Annotated in this window: 6 protein-coding genes; 2 read left to right on the forward strand and 4 right to left on the reverse strand. The window is 65.5% G+C overall.

Annotated features, from left to right (window positions below; genetic code table 11):
• Nucleotides 1-330: 330 nt before the first annotated feature.
• Nucleotides 331-9,324, reverse strand: a complete 8,994-nt coding sequence (locus tag HMPREF0307_RS06300) for a type I polyketide synthase (RefSeq protein ID WP_066489603.1) — start codon at nucleotides 9,322-9,324, stop codon at nucleotides 331-333.
• Between the two features lie 268 nt (nucleotides 9,325-9,592).
• On the opposite strand from HMPREF0307_RS06300, the gene HMPREF0307_RS06305 reads away from it, so the two are divergent.
• The gene (locus HMPREF0307_RS06305; RefSeq protein WP_066489606.1) at nucleotides 9,593-10,132 is read left to right on the forward strand and encodes an NADPH-dependent FMN reductase; all 540 of its coding nucleotides are present in this window, start codon (nucleotides 9,593-9,595) and stop codon (nucleotides 10,130-10,132) included.
• Between the two features lie 285 nt (nucleotides 10,133-10,417).
• Here HMPREF0307_RS06305 and HMPREF0307_RS06310 read toward each other — a convergent pair whose 3' ends face one another.
• The 3 genes from HMPREF0307_RS06310 to HMPREF0307_RS06320 form a co-directional block, all read right to left on the reverse strand.
• A complete protein-coding gene (locus tag HMPREF0307_RS06310; RefSeq protein ID WP_066489612.1) occupies nucleotides 10,418-11,932 on the reverse strand; it encodes an AMP-binding protein in 1,515 nt (504 codons plus the stop codon).
• Nucleotides 11,933-12,139: 207 nt separating this feature from the next.
• Nucleotides 12,140-13,855, reverse strand: a complete 1,716-nt coding sequence (locus HMPREF0307_RS06315) for a long-chain-fatty-acid--CoA ligase (protein ID WP_066489614.1) — start codon at nucleotides 13,853-13,855, stop codon at nucleotides 12,140-12,142.
• A gap of 115 nt (nucleotides 13,856-13,970) precedes the next feature.
• Nucleotides 13,971-15,680: a long-chain-fatty-acid--CoA ligase gene (locus tag HMPREF0307_RS06320; RefSeq protein ID WP_066489616.1), complete on the reverse strand. Its 1,710-nt coding sequence runs from the start codon at nucleotides 15,678-15,680 to the stop codon at nucleotides 13,971-13,973.
• An 87-nt stretch (nucleotides 15,681-15,767) separates the two neighbouring features.
• Here HMPREF0307_RS06320 and mshA point away from each other — a divergent pair, with 87 nt between their 5' ends.
• A complete protein-coding gene (gene mshA / locus HMPREF0307_RS06325) occupies nucleotides 15,768-17,033 on the forward strand; it encodes a D-inositol-3-phosphate glycosyltransferase (RefSeq protein WP_066489618.1) in 1,266 nt (421 codons plus the stop codon).
• Nucleotides 17,034-17,087 lie beyond the last annotated feature (54 nt).

Genomic DNA, 17,087 nt, shown 5'->3' on the forward strand with positions numbered 1-17,087 from the left:
ATAAGACTTATCCCGGTAGATCGATATCTTAGTTCACCGGGATAGCTGTTATCCCGGTGGACTGCGAGCGCAATGCGCCAGATAACTCTTATCGTGAGTCACTGTTTTGTTAAAGACGCTTGATACGGTCCTTTGCTTCGTATGACACTCGGCCGCTGGATGAGTGGAAAAGATTAACGGAGTTGAGAAGCAAAAGTTGGTCGAGCGTTAGCTGAAACGTAGTGGCCGATTCGGTGGCGGCTACAAAAGCTCAGGCCCGCTTCCCCTTTCAGGAAGCGGGCCTGAGCTCTATCTACTACTGGCTGGTCTGGCCAGCCAGTTAGTTAACGACTACGCACCCGGGAACTCCCCGTTTGCGCCCAGGCGCGCATCGGCGTCGAGGAGCATGGAGATTTCCGCGGCCTTGTCGGCGTCGACGAGGCCGTAGCCGTCAATCATCACCTTGGCGTCGGCGTGCGGCAGGCGGCGGCCGTCGATGACCTCGAAGAGTGGCGCGCGGCCGAGCATGCCGGCCTCGAAGTGCGCGTGGCCTGCGGCCAGGCGTGCCTCGGCGCGCTCGCGCCAGGCGGCGGCATCGGCAGCACCGCGCTGCTGCTTGATGGCCTCTTCGAACACGCCCGGGTGGGCGTAGACAATGAGGGCACCGACGTGGCCGAAGCCCAGCGAGGTGAGTGCCGCGGCCTTGACCGGGCGGCCAGCGGCCCCCAGGTCGAGCGGGGAGCGCAGCCACACGAGGTTCTTCGCCTTCGGCGCGATAAGCGGATCGACGCAGTCCAGGGACACGTTCGCGGGAACGCGGCCGGTGCGGAAGACGTCGATGAGACCGCCGGTCTGGAAGAGCGCGGCACCCGCCTTGGAGTGACCCGTGAGCGTCTTCTGGGAGATGACGAACATCGGCTCATCCGCGTCGCGGCCCACGGCTGGCCACAGGATGGAGTGCAGCTCGGATTCGTTCGGGTCGTTGGCGTTGGTGGAGGTGTCGTGCTTGGACAGGACCGTCACGTCGTTCGGGGTCAGGCCCAGGCCGCGCAGACCCTTGGCCAGCGGGGAGTTCTCGCGGCCACGACCTGCGCCCAGGGCGCCGAGGCCCGGAGCCGGAATGGAGGTGTGGGCGCCGTCGCCGTAGGAAGCGGCGTGGGCGACCACGGCGAGGACCGGAAGGCCCAGGTCCGCGGCGAGCGAGCCACGCACCATGAGAACGGTGCCGCCGCCCTCGCCCTCGAGGAAGCCGCCGCGGCGACGGTCGTTGGCGCGGGAGATGAAGCGGTCATCGATGCCCTTGGCGGTCATCGTGGCCGTTTCAGCGGTGGCGTTCATGTCACCGAAGCCCTGGAGGGATTCGACCTGGACGTCATCGATACCGCCAGCGACCACGAGGTCGGCCTTGCCCAGCGTGATCTTGTCCACGGCCTCCTCGATGGAGACGGCCGCGGTGGCACAGGCACCGATGGGATGAATCATCGAGCCGTAGCCGCCAACGAGGGACTGCATGGTGTGCGCCGCGATGACGTTCGGCAGGGCTTCCTGCAGGATGTCGGACGGACGCTCCTCGCCGAGGAAGCGGGCCACGAAAACCTTGTGGAGGGACTCCATGCCGCCAATTCCGGTGCCCTGCGTCGTGGCAATCTGGCCCGGGTGGATGGATTGGAGCAGCTCCGCGGGTGAGAAGCCCGCCTGCGTGAACGCGTCGACGGCGGTGACGAGGTTCCACACCGCCATGCGGTCGAGCGCGTCGAGCATGTGGTCTGGGATGCCCCACTGAGAAGCGTCGAAGTCGTCCGGCATCTGGGCCGCGACCGTGCGGGTGAGCGTGGCCTTGCGCGGGACCTTGGCGGTCGCACCCTTCAAGCGGGTGACCTCCCACTCGCCGTCGGCCTCGCGGATCTGGGTGAACTCCGGATCCGCCTCGGCGATGTCGTTGGCCTCGGCCTCGGTGGCGACGGTGAATGTGATGTCACGGTCAAGGAAGACCGTGGTGAGGTCGATAGAACCCTGGTCAACGAGGTGGTACTTGTCCGTCAGGGTGCGCACGCCGGCACGGGCGACGACCTCGTCGCGGAAGCGGTCGTAAATCTCTTCCTCGGCGATCTCGGTGCCCTCGGCGTCGAACCAGCCCGGGTGCGGATCCTCGGCCCAGTGGACCAGACCCGTCATCCATGCCAGCTCCAGCACGCCCGCGGCGGTGAGCTCGGCGGAGCCGTCGCGCTGCATGCCAAACTCGGCCTCGAAACGGGTACGGCCGGAGCCCCAGGAGCTCACCTCACCGATACCAGCGATGACGACCACGTCGTCCAGGTCGGTGCTGATGCTGCCGATGCCCTCAAGGCCGCCCGGCTGCACCGGGCTCACCGTGTTGGGCAGGGCCTTAATGACTGGCGTTTCCTCAACCTCCGGCTCGGCGGCCGGAGCCTCAGCCTGGGCCGCGAGCTCCTTGAGGGACACGCCCTCGAGGCCACCGGTGAGGTCGGCTTCGAGCGGGCGCTCGCAAGCTCGCGCCCGGTTTTCAACGGATGCGAGACCCATAATCTCGGAGGAGATTTCCTCCGGCGACCACACGTGGATGCCGGCCTTCTCGGCCGCAGGCACAAGGCCGTCGTTGCCGCCCATGAGGTGCGTGCCCGCGACCCAGCCGATCTTGGCTTGGGCCAGGGTGACGCCAGCGGGCCAACCGGCTTCGGCGTGCCACTTGGCGAGGATGGCGTCGAGCGCGGCCTTGACCTCGCCGTACGCGCCGTCGCCGCCGAACATACCGCGGTTCGGGGAACCCGGCAGCACGATGTGGGTGCGCGCCGCTCCTCCGTCGCGGCGCGACAACTCGGAGAGACCTGCAATGGTGCGCTCGACGGACCAGAGAAGCAGGCGTGCCTGCTGCTCGGTGGACGCACCGGCGTCGGCCAGCGAGCCGGAGACAGACGGTGCGGCGAACGGGAAGGCGAGCGTCGGTGTGAGCGCGGGTTTGAGGATCTTCACCTCGTTGCCCACGGATTCGCGTTGTTCGTTGCCGATCCACTCGATGAGCGCGTCGATGTCGCGGTAGCTCGAGAGGTTGGCCGGAACGAGCCAGAGCGCGGAGCCCGCGGCTCCGTGCGCGGCGTAAAGCTTGCGCGCGAATTCCTTGCGGGCCTGGGAGACGCGAGACGCCGTCATGATGACGGTGGCGCCGCCTTCGAGCAGGCGCTCGACAAGTGCGGTGGCAATCGAGCCCGGCGCCGCGCCGGTGACGAGCGCGACCTCGCCGGCGAATTCGCCCTCGAACTTCGTTTCCGCCTCCTTCGCGATGGCCTTGAGATCGCCCTGGCCGCCGTTGGCCGCCCACCAGGTGGCCTGGGCCGCAATGGTGGCGCCGGTGCCACGGAAGTAGCGCGCCGGGGTGTCTACCTCGCCCAGTGCCACGCGGGTGAGCTGCTCACGCGCGATAGCCCAGGCGTCATCGAAGAGGACGGCCTTGTCCGCGTCGAAGGACGGGGTCACGGACTTGACCCAGCCGGATCCGAGCTCGGCCTCGACGGTGTCGATGACCGTGGTGTCCGGAGCCTCGAAGGCCTCCGGCTCGTCCATGAGACCCAGCTGCGTGAGGACTTGGCGTGCGGCCGTGGCGAGCACGCCGTTTTCGCCGGTGACGGTATCCGCGTAGGCGTCGAGCGCGGCGGAATCGACCACGCCGCCAGCAGCGGAACCGCCGGAGGTGAGCGAAACGCTCACGCCGTTATTCGACGCGACCGCGTGGATGGCGGCGTCGACGAGGTCGTTGGCAGCGGACTTGGAGGTCGCCGCAGACGGAACGGTGCCCAGTGAGCCGCCGCGCACGGAGTCTTCCTCGCGGGAGCCGAGGAGAATCTCAGCCTCGACGTGGGCGGTCCAGGAGGCCGGCAGACCCCACGCGCCGGTGACGCGCTCGCCGACGAAGGCGGGCTTGAGGCCAGCGGCGCCGAGAATCTGGCGCAGGCGTCCCTGCACGGCCTCGCCCAGGACGGAACCGAACGGGGCGTAGCCCGGGGCGGCGGCGGTGACCTTCTCGCGCAGGGATTTCACGTCTGCGTCGGCGGCGCCGTCGATGGCCGGCACGCCCAGCTCCGCAGACATGTCCATGAGCAGCTGGTTACGACGCGAGGACACGCCGTTGGTGAGCTCCTCGATGGTGTCTGAGTTGGTGATCTGGTCGACGCGAATCTTGTTCTGGAACGCGAAGAGCACGTCGATGGCCTGTGCCGGGCCGAAGGGCAGCTCCGGCGCGTCGGCGGCGGAGCCGCCGGCGGAAGGAGCGGGAGCCGGCGCAGCAGCCTGGGGCTCAGGGGCGGCGGGCTCGGGCTCAGCCGAGGGGGCATCGGAAAGCTCAGGCTCCGGGGCCTCCTCGACCGGGGCGGCCTGGACGTCCTGCAGCATGACCTGGTCCTGGTCGCGCTCGACGTTGAAGACGGGCACGTCGACTCCGGCGACGGCCATGGAGCGCTTCGCCATGGTGGCCAGCGTCGGGGAGGCAGCGAGGCCGACCTCGACGATCTGCTCGACGTGGTCGAAGAGGAAGTCCTGCGTCTCGATCCAGCGGACCGGGGAAGCGAACTGCCAAGACAGCAACTCGATGACGAGGAGACGGGCGAGTTTTTGCTCGTCCATGTCCTCGACCTTGAGGCCGTCGAGCTTGCCGGACGGGGCGAGCGGCGCGACCGCGTCGACGAAGTCCTGGGTGAGTTCGAACGGACGGGCCACAAGGTTCGGGATGTAGCGGCCCACGAGCTTCGACAGATCGAATTCCTGCGGGAGCAGCTCGTCGAGCTTCTGAGCGAAGGCCGGAACACCGTCGCGCAGGACGCGGGAGTGGAACGGGACGTCGATGCCCGGGACCATGACGGCGGCGCGCGGCGTGATGGCATTTGCGCGGCGGACCAACTCCTTGAGACCGGCCTTGGTGCCGGCCACAGAGTACTGCTGACCCTTGATGTTGTAGTTGACGATTTCGAGGAATTCGCCGGTCTCTTCGCTGAGCGCGTTGACCCAGGCGTCGACCTCGTCGCCGGAAATGCCCATCATGTTGGGGCGTAGCGCGGCCATGGCGTAGTTGGAGTTACCCTCCGCGTCGCGCTCGACGAGAGAGCCCATGGCGGAGCCGCGGGAGTAGACGACGTCGATAACCCCCTCGAGCTCAAAGATGTTCGCGAGCGAAGCCAAGGCGGTGTACTCGCCCAGGGAGTGGCCCGCGTAGAAACTGGTTGGTGCCAGCGCGTCGTTCTCGCGCAGGCGCTCGGTCTGGGCGTAGGCGACGACGGCGAGGGCCACCTGCGTGAACTGGGTGAGGTGCAACACGCCGTTCGGGTGGCGGAACTCGACGCCCTTGACTTTGACGGTCGTGGGGTTCTCGTCGATGATGCACTGGATGCTGAAGCCAAGGTTGTCGCGGGTGTGACGGTCCGCGCGACGCCAGATTTCGCGGGCGGCCGGGGACGCGTCGCGGTCGCTGCGACCCATGCCGACGGTCTGGATGCCCTGGCCCGGGTAGACGTAGGCGGTCTTCGGTGCTGCGAGCAGCGCCTGGCCGCGAGAGACGACTTCGCCGCCGATGCGGCAGGTGACCTCGAGCGCGGCGTGGATGCCCTTGCGGCCCACGCGCTCGACGGTGATTTCGACCTCGTCATCGAGCTGGACCATGCCGTACATGGAGTAGGTCCAGCCCACGACCTCGCCGTGGCGCGCGGCGAGGTGCTGCGCGGTGGCCGACAGCCACATGCCGTGGACGAGCGGCGCCTGCAGGTTGACCAGCTGCGCCGCGTTGTAGGAGGTGTGAATGGGGTTGTAGTCGCCGGAGACCAGCGCGAACGGAGTCATGTCGTGCGGCGCGGTGACGGTCTCACGATCCACGAAGGAGCGCGGCGTGGACACCACTGCTCGCGCGGCGTACGCCGCGCCGCCGCCCCACTCCGGAGCCGGGACCGGCATCGCGGTGCCAGTGGCGCGGCCGCGGATGGCGAAGCGCTGCATCTGCGTAGCGACGACGTCCTGGGTGTCATGGTCGCGCAGTTCGAGTTCGACGGTGACGATACGGCCGGAGACGGACTCGTCGATGGCGGTGCACTTGGAGGTGACGTCGATGGTGCGACCATCCGCTAATTCGTCAAGCGGCAGCTTGACGTCGACGACGTGGTCGAGGTGCACCGCGTTGAGCAGGCCCTCGATGACCGGGTAGCCATCGGCGAGCTGGCCGGAGCCGAGCGCGGTGTAAATGGCGGGCCAGCATGGGCCGACCAACACATCCGGCGTTCCTACCGGGGACTCGCCGTCGAGAGCGGCGCCAGTGACGTTGGTGTGGGCCTGCAGCAGGGAAGCCGGCAGGGTGAAAGAGTAGTGCGCGACGCCGAAGGGAGCGTCCTCTGAAACAGAGCCTTCTTCGATGACCGGCATCTTCTCAATGGCGTCGCCCTGTTCGGCGGTGGAGCCGACACCAGCGAGACCCTCGAGGAGCTCGAAGACGGCCTTGGGCAGGCGCTCGTCGGAGACGACCGGGGAACCGCCGGTGGACACGTCCGCCGGGAGGTCGAGCGGTACGGAGACGTGTTCGACGTAGAACGGACGATCGTCGGGCTTCAGGTCGTCCCAGTAGGAGTCCGCGTTGATACGGATTTCCCAGTTGCCGTTCTCGTCCTGAATGAGGTCAAAGGCGTCGTTGTCCATTTCGTAGGCTGGGTTGGCCATGAGGTGGCCGTGCCACTGGATGGTCGGCGCATGGAGGATGTAGTCCTCGGCGGTCTTAGCGGCGTGGAGACGAGCGAAGATCTCTTCCGGTTTGTGTTCGGACGAACGCAGTTCGTCCGTGGCAGCCTTTTCGAAGCGACCGAGCAGGTCAGCGACCGGCTCGTTCTTCTTCGTGATGCCGGCCACGGCGACGGGCCCCGGGATGATGCGGACCTGGTCCGCGGTGTAGCGCTCGTCCTGGGCCTGCCACAGGGTGTCCTTGCCGAACCAGACCTTGAGGTCGCCATCGATGGCGGGGACCCACGGCATGGGTTTTACGTGCTTGTAGTGCAGCGAAATCCACCATGCGGCGTCGCGCGGGGAGACTGTCGTCTCGAAAGCGGACGGGTACGCCGCGAGTAGCTTTGCCGCGGCGGCCGGGGCATCCGCGATCTCCTCGATGGAAGGGAAGAGGGTCTCAATCTCGCCGTGGTCGGCGTCGTTGAGGCGGGCCTCGATGCGGTGAAGAAGGTCGAAGAAGCGGTCGTCCCACGTCGGGTCGACGAAGGGGTGCGCCAGCTCGACGAAGCGGTTCAGCCACTGCGCATACGTCATGGTCTCGACGTCGCCGAAGTAGGGCTTGGACGTCTTGTTCAGCGCCGCGATGATGTCGTCGCGACGGGCGTCGTACTCTTCGAGCGGCAGAGACGTGATGAGACGCGATGCCGCGGCGAAGAAGTTGTCCAGGTCGTGGATGTCCGCGAGCAGGTGGGATTGGGAGGAAGCCACACCGTGAGTGCCGGTGCCGCGGCCAACCCAGCCGCCGTTCGTGTCGTAGCCAATGCCCGGGGTGTTGACGAGGAGTTCCTTGACGGAGTCCGTGGCCTTGGCCTCCTTGGTGGCCATGGCGACGGTGCCGATGAAGACGGCATCGACAGGCATGGCGGGCACATCATATTGGGAAGCCCAGGAGCCGGTGAGGTAGGTCGCGGCGCGCTCCGGGGAGTAGATGCCGCCGCCCACGGCGAGGTAGACGTTGGGGTGCAGGCGGACCTCGGCGTAGGTCTCGAGCAGCATGTCGTCGAGGTTGACCCACGAGTGGTGGCCGCCAGCGTGGCCGTCCTCGACCTGGATGATGATCTGATCCTCCGGGTTCGCGGCGGCGATCTTGAGCACGTCGCGAATCTGCTTCGCGGTGCCCGGCTTGAAAGAGATGAAGGGGAAGCCGTCCTCGTGTAGCTGTGCGAGGAGCTCGGTGGCCTCGTCGACCTCCGGGATACCGGCGGACACACACACGCCGTTGAACGGAGCGCCGGCCGCGCGGGCCTTGGGCACGATGCGGGTCTGGCCGAACTGCAGGTTCCACAGGAAGCGGTCGAAGAACATGGTGTTGAACTGGGCGGTGCGGCCCGGCTTGAGTCTCGACTCCATGACTTCACGGTGCTTGGTGAAGACCTCGTCGGAGTACATGCCGCCACCGGCCATCTCCGTCCAGTAACCGGCGTTGGCGGCCGCGGCGACGATCTCGCCGTCGGCAGAGGTCGGCGTCATGCCGCCAAGCATGATGGGGGACAGGCCCGTGAGATCCGAGAAACGGGTCTGCGTATACTCCTGGCCGTCCGGCAGGCGGACGAGGCGGGGAGCGAAGTCGGCGTAGTTCACCGCTTCCGGCAGGGAGTTGCCCGGCGTGGCCAGCGCGTCACGCTGCGCAGGGGACGCAACCTCGACGACGGCGGCGCCGGAGCCGGCGATAAGGGGAGTGGTGAGGCGAGTGAGGGAGGGATCCAGGGAGAGGAAGTAATCCGCGTCGAGGGCGCGGACCTGTGCGGGCCAATCGTGCGGCTCGACGAGGATGGCGCGGGCCAGCGCATGGTCATTGATGCCGCAGTTCTTCGCCCACTCTTCGGTGAGCTTGGCCGCGTCACGCAGGCAGGTGTGGTGGAAGGGCAGTGCTACCGGCAGCTCGTTGAAGGTCGCGACGAGTTCGTCGCCACCCACCGGACGCTCTTCCAAGTTGTCGTTGAAGGCCTGGGCGGCGGCCTCGAGCGCGGACTGCGTTGCTTGGAGGTCCTCCGGCGCGCCAGCGAGCACGAACGCGCGGCGGCCATTGATGACGGCGATGGCGGCATCGCCCGCGATATTGGCTTCGATGAATTCGCGGGACAGGCCCCGCACAGCCAGCATGTGCGAGCGTGCGTCCGAGCCGCCATGGCTTGCCGATGCCGCCGTCCCCATCAGGATGGCAAGAGTCAGGGCTTCCTGCGGATCCTTGAGCGCGAGCACGCCGAGGGAGCCCTGGGAGTGGCCGGCGGCGAGTTCTGGCTTGAGTCCCAGCTGCTCGAGGTGCTCGATGGCTGCAATCTGGCCGAGGACGATGCCGGGAATGGAGTACGCCGGGAAGACGTCCACCGGCTTGACCGTTGCGTCGCCAGCGAGGAGCTCCTCTAGGCGATCGAAAACGCCCGGGCAGGTCGAGGCGATCTGGCGGGCGATGGGAGCGGCGGTGGCGCGGGCGGCAGTGAGAAGCTCGCGCAAGCGCGTGGCAACGTGCGGGGCCGTGGTGGCCTGGGCAAGCGACGCCTGCCATGCGGAACCCTGGCCTGCGAAGAGGAGGGCGGGGCGCTGCATGGAGTTGAGCGGTGTCAACGACGAAAGCGGCATGTAAGGAAACCTCTGTGATTCTCGGGGATCGTGCGCGATAAAAGGATTGTTAGCAACAACAAACAAATCGCAATTACGCTACCGTAGACTACTGCTCCGTAACTTTCTAGCTATGACGGCCCAAAACGTGAGGTTTTACTCAACTTTCAGGAAATCTTTAGAAACTTAGTTGTCGTGTGCGCAACCCGACCATGAGGGGTAGACTTAAGGATTCAAGTTAGAAACTGCGCATTTGTGCAGGTTAAAAGTGCTGAAAGGCTTTAGAAATATGGCAAAGATTGGCATCATCCTGGGGTCCATCCGCGAAGGCCGCTCCGGCGAGGCCATCGCGAACTGGGTCAAGGAGATCGCTGACAAGCGCGAGTCCGGCGTCGAGTACGACCTGCTCGACCTCAAGTCCTTCAACGTCCCGCTGCTCGAGTCCGCCATCGTCCCGGGCATGGCCAACGGTCAGTACGATAACGCCAACGTTCAGGCTTGGGCCGACGCCATCACGTCCTGCGACGGCTTCATCTTCGTCACCCCGGAATACAACCACTCCGTGCCGGGCCCGTTCAAGAACGCCTTCGACTCCATCGCTGAGTGGCAGGGCAAGACCGTCGCCTTCATCGGCTACGGCTTCTCCGGTGGCGTCCGTGCCGTCGAGGCATGGCGCCTAGCCGTCGCGAACTTCTCCATGCACCAGATTCGTGCCCAGGTTGAGGTCAACCTCATCACCGACATGACCGACGGCGAGTTCACCCCGGCCGACTTCAAGTCGGGCCTCGTGGACGGCGTCCTCGCTGAGGTTGAGGCTGCAGTCAAGTAAGCGCCTCCGCTCACCTCTGCATAACCCACCCGTAACTCCCGAAATCTGTCAGATTCTCTGAGTTGTGGGTGGGTTCTGCTGATCCTGGGCACCGTCACTTTTTCTAACGCCCCTGACTCAGTCCTGGGCTGTGACACCTTTGCTCCGGGGCCGTCCGCGAGCTGAAGGCTAGCCCCTCAACGTCGCGCCCAAACCCCACCACAACTCTGGAATCCTGTACACAATTCCGAATTGTGGGTGGGGTTTGGGCGCCGTCAGTTTTCTGACGGTCTTATTTGGGCGGAATCACAGAAAGCGCTCCGCGACGGATCGGCGCCTCAGCTTGCCGAGGGCATCGCGGCCGAGATCGTCGACGCGCACAAAAGATCGCGGCACCTTGTAGCGGGCGAGCATGCTGTGGCACCACGCGCGCAACTCGTCATTGGTGGGCGCGGAATGTGCACCGTCATTTTTAATGATGATGCATGCGACGACGTCTTCGGACCCATCCTCGCGTGCGCGGCCGAGGACGGCGGCATCGGAAAGCGCGGGATGCGCGGTGAGGACGTTCTCGACCTCGGCGGGGTAGACGTTGAACCCGCCGGTAATGATGGTCTCCTTGAGTCGCGCGTGGAGAGTGAGGAAGCCGTCCGCGTCCTGCGTGGCGACGTCGCCCGTGCGTAGCCAGCCGTCCTCGAACGCGGCGCGCGTGGCTTCCTCGTTGTGGAGGTAGCCCGCGAAGACCTGGGGCCCGCGGACGAGGAGTTCGCCGGACTCCGGAGAGATGCGGACCTCGGTATCGGGCATCGGAAGGCCAATGCATCCGGCGCGACGGTGTTCATTGAGGGGATTGCAGGCGATGACGGGTGCGGCCTCGGTGAGCCCGTAGCCTTCGACGAGGATGCCGCCGGTGAGTTCTTCCCATTCGGCGACGGTCGCGGCGGGCAGCGTGGCGGCGCCGGAGATGGCCTGCTTAATGCCGTGTGCCTGCGGCGCCGCGCTAATGACGCGCTGATAGATGGTCGGCACGGCGGGCATCCACGTGGGTGGGTGTGCAGATAGCGCGGAGAGAATGAACTCCATCCGTGGCGCGGGCAACAAGGTGATTGTCGCGCCGGAGAGGATTCCGACGGTGAGTGACATGGTGAGGCCGTAGGAATGGAAGAGCGGCAGGACGGCCAGCGCCTGTGGGTGCTCCTCGGGCAGGCGCCACGCCGCCATCTGGAGGGCATTGGCCGCGAGGTTGCCGTGCGTGAGCATGGCGCCCTTGGGCGTGCCTGTCGTGCCCGAGGTATAGAGGATGAGTGCAACGTCAGTTTTAGTGACGGTGACACGTTCCGGCAGTTCAGTGCCGCGGGAGAGGAACTCATTCCAGTCATCGTCGACGTTGATGACGTGCTCGATCTCATCGAGATCCTGGAAGATGGTCACGGCGGGGCCCGCCGCGATGGCGACACGTGCGCCGTGGTCGGCGACCATGGGGGCGAGCTCATGCGCGGTGAACTGGGGGTTGTGTTCGACTACGGTCGCGCCGAGGCGGAGTACTGCGTAGAAGGCGATGACATGCTCGGGGCGGTTGGGCAGCGCGAGAGCGACGAACGCGCCGGGCTTGACGCCCAGTTGAGCGAGTGCTGCGGCGAGACGATCGATCTCGTGATCCAACGAGGCGTAGGTGACGACCTGGTCTACGTAGCGCAGTGCGATGCGGTCTGGGTGGGTGGCGACGGTCTCGGCGAGCTGGCTTACCAAGGTGGCGTCGCCGTAGTCGAGGGATGCGGGCGTCCACGAACCGTAGAACCGGTGCCAGGGTTGATTTTCCACGCGTCGCCTTTCTTGTTGTCGGACGAAAGTATCCTAACGCGCGGGCAACCTAGAGCAAGATCTTCAAAGACGATTTCAGATATGGCACATGCCGCGCTATCGGAACCGCTCTTTCCGCGGGAGACGTACCTCGGCACACTCACGCGTCCACTCGCCGGCGACAGGGTTCGGATCATCACCGGCGTGCGTCGCGCGGGTAAGTCCACACTACTTCTCGTTCTTCTCCAGCAGCTTGAGCAAGTCGGCTTGGACCTCGCGGCGGCGGATCTTGCCCAGTTGGTCCTTGGCGAGCTCCTCGAAGTGGTAGAAGGTGCGCGGGACTTTGTAGCGGGTGAGACGCGTGCGGGCGAATTCCTTCATGCCCTCAGGGTCGAGTGCGGCGCCGTCGCGGAGGATGACGCAGGCCACGACGTCCTCGGAGCCATCGTCGCGCGGGCGGCCGACCACGGCGACGTCTGTGACGTCGGGGTGGGCGAGCATGGTTTCTTCGACCTCGGCGGGGTAGACGTTGAAGCCGCCGGTGATGATGATCTCCTTGATGCGGCTCACGAGGCGGATGAAGCCGTCTTCTTCCATGATGCCCATGTCGCCGGTGCGGAACCAGTCGCCGTGGAAGGACTCGGCGGTGGCCTCCGGCTTGTTGAGGTAGCCTGTGAAGACCTGCGGACCGCGGACGAGGACCTCGCCGGGCGTGCCGTCGGGCTGTGTTTCGTCGAGGTTATCGGGGTTGCCGATGCGAATCTCGGTATCCGGGAAAGGCAGGCCGATGTAGCCAGGGCGGCGGTTGCTGTTCATAGGGTTACCGACGATGACGGGTGAGGTCTCGGAGAGGCCATAGCCTTCGACGAGGAGACCGCCGGTGAGCTCTTCCCACTCTTTCACGGTCTCCGTGGGCAGGGCGGCCGCACCGGAGAGCGCATTGCGCACGCCGTGGATGCTGATGTTCTTCTCATGCGCGGTGGCGATGATCTTCGAGTACAGCGTGGGCACACCCGGAATCCAGGTGGGCGTGTGCTTCTTCATGATGTCCATGATGAGATCCATCTTCGGCGCCGGGGTGAGCACGAGCTCGCCGCCGATGGCGACCCCGAGTGCCGCGATGAGCGTCATACCGTAGGCATGGAACATGGGCAGCGCCGCGAGCATGCGTTCGCGGTTCTCGCCCAGGCCAGGCACCCAAGCGACACCCATCTTGGTGTTAGCCACGATATTGCCGTGCGTGAGGATCGCGCCCTTGGGCTTGCCTGTCGTGCCGGAGGTGTAGAGGATGATGGCCGGGTCATCCTTGCTTACGTCCTCGGCGTCGATGAAGGCGTGGCCGTCGCCTCCCATTGCGGGGCTGGTCAGGGTGGACCATGGCACGGTATTCGGGGCGGGCGAGGTGAGCTGTGCGCGCTTCTCCGCAATCGGTGGGAGCGGAATGCGCAGCAACAGCGCCTTCATGCGTGGCATGGCGTCCGTCATGTTCACGGAGACGATGGTTTCCAGCTGCGTGGTCTCGCGCAGTTCCTCGAAGACCTCGGAGCGGTTGTCCCACGCGATAACGACGCGGGCTCCGTGATCGATGAAAAGCTCCTCGAGCTCGCGTGCCGTATAGAGCGGGTTGTGCTCGACCACGACAGCGCCGAGTTTGAGGATGGCGTAAAACGCCGCGATGTGCTGCGGGCAGTTGGGCAGCGCGATGGCTACGCGGTCACCCTTGCGGATACCGAGGGCCTTGAGTCCCGCGGCGGCGGCGCGCACCTGCGCGTCGAGCTCGGCATAGGTCTGCGTGCGGCCGAAGAACCAGGTGGCCGGCCACGTGCCGTGGGCCTCGAGGTTCTCGCGGTAGCTGTCGATGAGCGTGGTGTCGTCGTACTCGAGCGTGTGCGGCGTCCAGTCTGCGTAGTACTGCAGCCAGGCCTTGGACTCATAGGCACCCATACCGATCCCCTTTTATTTCTTAAAGTGAACTATCTATTGCGATTAGTATAGCTATGAAAAAAGCCGCCTTTGCGCATTCGGAGCGCTGGGGCGGCCTATTCGTGCAGACTTAGTCCTACTTCTTTTCGGCTTCGAGGCGCTTGATGAGGTCCTCCTGAACCTCACGGCGGCGGATCTTGCCCATCTGATCCTTGGCCAGGGACTCGAAGTGGTAGAAGGTGCGCGGGACCTTGTAGCGGGTGAGGCGTTCACGGCAGAATTCCTTGAGGCCTTCGGGGTCGAGTGCGGCTCCGTCAGCCAGATCGATGCAGGCCACGACGTCCTCGGAACCGTCGGAGCGCGGGCGGCCGACCACGGCGACGTCATCGATGGCCGGGTGGGTGCGCAGGACTTCCTCGACTTCGCCCGGGTAGACGTTGAAGCCGCCGGTGATGATGATTTCCTTGATGCGGCTCACGAGGCGGACGAAGCCATCCTCTTCCATGATGCCGAGGTCGCCGGTGCGGAACCACCCGTCGTGGAAGGCGGCATCGGTAGCCTCAGCATTGTTGAAGTAGCCCTTGAAGACCTGCGGGCCGCGGGCGAGGACCTCGCCCTCCTGGCCGTCCGGCATGGTCTCGTCGAGGTTATCGGGGTTCGCAATGCGGATGTCGGTATCGGGGAAGGGGATGCCCACGTAGCCAGGGCGGCGGTCATCGCTCATGGGGTTGCCCACGATGATCGGCGAGCACTCGGTGAGGCCGTAGCCCTCAACGAGGCGGCCGGCGGTGTACTCCTCCCACTTTTCGACGGTCTGAACCGGCAGAGTAGACGCGCCGGAGAAGGCCGCGCGCACGCCCTTGATCTCCACGGAATCCTTCTCCGCCGCTTCGACGATGCGCTCGTAGAGCGTGGGCACGCCCGGAATCCAGGTGGGGGTGTGCTTCTTCATCAGCCCCATGATGAGCGGGATCTGCGGCTTGGGTAGAAGCACGAGCTCGCCGCCAATGAGTTGAGCGAGGGTCAGGTTCATGGTGAGGCCGTAAGCGTGGAAGAAGGGGAGCGCGGCGAGCATGCGCTCGGGCTGGTCGCCCAGGCCCGGAACCCATGCCTTGCCCTGCAGAATATTGGCGAAGAGGTTGCCATGGCTAAGCTGCGCGCCCTTGGGCTTGCCGGTCGTGCCGGAGGTGTAGAGGATGAGCGCGATGGAGTCCTTGGTGATGGACTCGGGCGACTTCACATCGGAGCCGTCGCCGCCAATGGCGTTGCCGATGAGCGTGTCCCACGGGACGGTATTGGGGGCATCGCCAGTGAGCTGCTCGCGCGTTGACTTGAGGAACGGCGTGCGCAGGGCGAGGCGCTGCACCGTGGGCATGGCGTCGATCATGTTGATGGACACGACCGTCTCCAGCGGGGTGGTGGCGCGCAGCTTCTCCAGCGTGGAGGCCGTCTTATCCCAGGAAATGGCGACGCGGGCGCCGTGATCCTGGAAGAGGCTCTCGAGCTCGTGGGCGGTGTAGAGCGGGTTGTGGAGCACGACCGTGGCGCCCAGCTTGAGGACGGCGTAGAACGCGGCGACGGTCTGCGGGGCGTTGGGGGCGACGATGGCGACGCGGTCGCCCTCGCGGACGCCGAAGGCACGCAGGCCCGCGGCGGCGCGGCGCACCTGACGGTCGAGCTCCGTGTAGGTCTGGGTCTTACCGAAGAAGTAGGTGGCCGGCTTGTCCGCATTGATGGCCAGGTTGTTGTCGTAGATGTCCAACAGCGTTGTGTCGCCGTAGTCGAGGGTATGCGGCGTCCACTCGGGGTAGTACTGGAGCCAGGCTTTGGACTCATAAGCCGACATAAAATGACCTTTCGGTTGCGTAGGTTCTAGCGACCACCCAGTATAACGCGCACGCTCGGCGGACTCGCGGCGCTAGGATGGGCGTCTATGCGTATCGCGATGATCTCCATGCACACCTCGCCCCTGGAACAGCCCGGATCCGGGGATGCGGGCGGCATGAATGTCTACGTCCTCAACACCGCACGCCAACTTGCGCGCCGAGGCATCGAGGTAGACGTCTTTACCCTCGCCACGCGGCCCTCACAGGGCGAGATTGTGGAGGTCGAAGAGGGACTGCATGTCATCAACATCGTGGCGGGTCCCTACGAAGGTTTGAGCAAAGAAGAGCTGCCCACGCAGCTCGCCGCGTTCGCCGGCGGCATGATTACCTTCGCGCGCTGCTTCGACTTGGACTATGACGTTATCCACTCGCACTACTGGCTCTCGGGCCAGGTGGGCTGGCTGCTGCGTGACCTGTGGGAGGTCCCCCTCGTTCATACCGCGCACACGCTTGCCGCAGTGAAGAACGCGCACCGTACGGCAGATGACACGCAGGAGTCCGAGGCCCGCCGCATCTGCGAGCAGCAGATCGTGGATAACGCGGATCTCCTCGTCGTCAATACGGCGCAGGAGACTCAGGACCTTATTGAGCATTACGATGCCCCGCCGGAGCGCATCGTCGTCGTCTCGCCCGGTGCCGACACCGAGCTTTTTACTCCCGGCACGGACCGCAACACGGAGCGCTCGCGCCGCTTATTGGGTATCCCGCTGCACACGAAAGTCGTGGCCTTCGTGGGTCGCCTTCAGAAATTTAAGGGCCCCGAGGTCCTCGTGCGCGCCACGGCGGAACTCATCAAGCGCGACCCGTTCCGCAACGTCCGCGTCATTTTCTGCGGCGGGCCCTCGGGCGCGAACGCGACGCCGGAGACCTACCAGAACCTCGCCCGTGAGCTGGGCGTGGAGCGTTATGTCCGCTTCATTGCGCCGCGCCCGCCGGCCGAGCTCGTCGCCGTGTATCAGGCCGCGGATATCGTGGCGGTGCCCAGCTACAACGAGTCCTTCGGCCTCGTCGCCGTGGAAGCGCAGGCATCCGGCACGCCCGTCATCGCCGCGCGCGTGGGCGGGCTGCCTATTGCCGTGGACGACGGGGAGACGGGCTTGCTCGTGGACAACCACGACCCTGAGGCCTGGGCGGACGCGCTGGAACAGCTCCTCGACAACGATGAGCGACGCATCGCGATGGGCGAGGCCGCCGTCGATCATGCACAGAATTTCAGCTGGGCCGCCGCCGCGACGCAGCTCGAGGCCATCTATGCCGATGCCATGAGCATTCAGATCCCGGACTGTCACGCGCGCCGGGCGACGGGCTACTAGATTCGCTTGAGCTAATTCGTTTCATAGAACTTCAGCACCAAGCCCAGCTTGTTA

The organism is Corynebacterium sp. DNF00584, from assembly GCF_001552965.1.
GTDB classification, from domain to species: Bacteria; Actinomycetota; Actinomycetes; order Mycobacteriales; family Mycobacteriaceae; genus Corynebacterium; species Corynebacterium phoceense.

Coding starts and splice junctions, on each gene's coding strand:
- HMPREF0307_RS06305 (WP_066489606.1), top strand. CDS start 9,593: ATGGCAAAGATTGGCATCATCCTGGGGTCCATCCGCGAAGGCCGCTCC.
- HMPREF0307_RS06320 (WP_066489616.1), bottom strand. CDS start 15,680: ATGTCGGCTTATGAGTCCAAAGCCTGGCTCCAGTACTACCCCGAGTGG.
- HMPREF0307_RS06300 (WP_066489603.1), bottom strand. CDS start 9,324: ATGCCGCTTTCGTCGTTGACACCGCTCAACTCCATGCAGCGCCCCGCC.
- mshA (WP_066489618.1), top strand. CDS start 15,768: ATGCGTATCGCGATGATCTCCATGCACACCTCGCCCCTGGAACAGCCC.
- HMPREF0307_RS06315 (WP_066489614.1), bottom strand. CDS start 13,855: ATGGGTGCCTATGAGTCCAAGGCCTGGCTGCAGTACTACGCAGACTGG.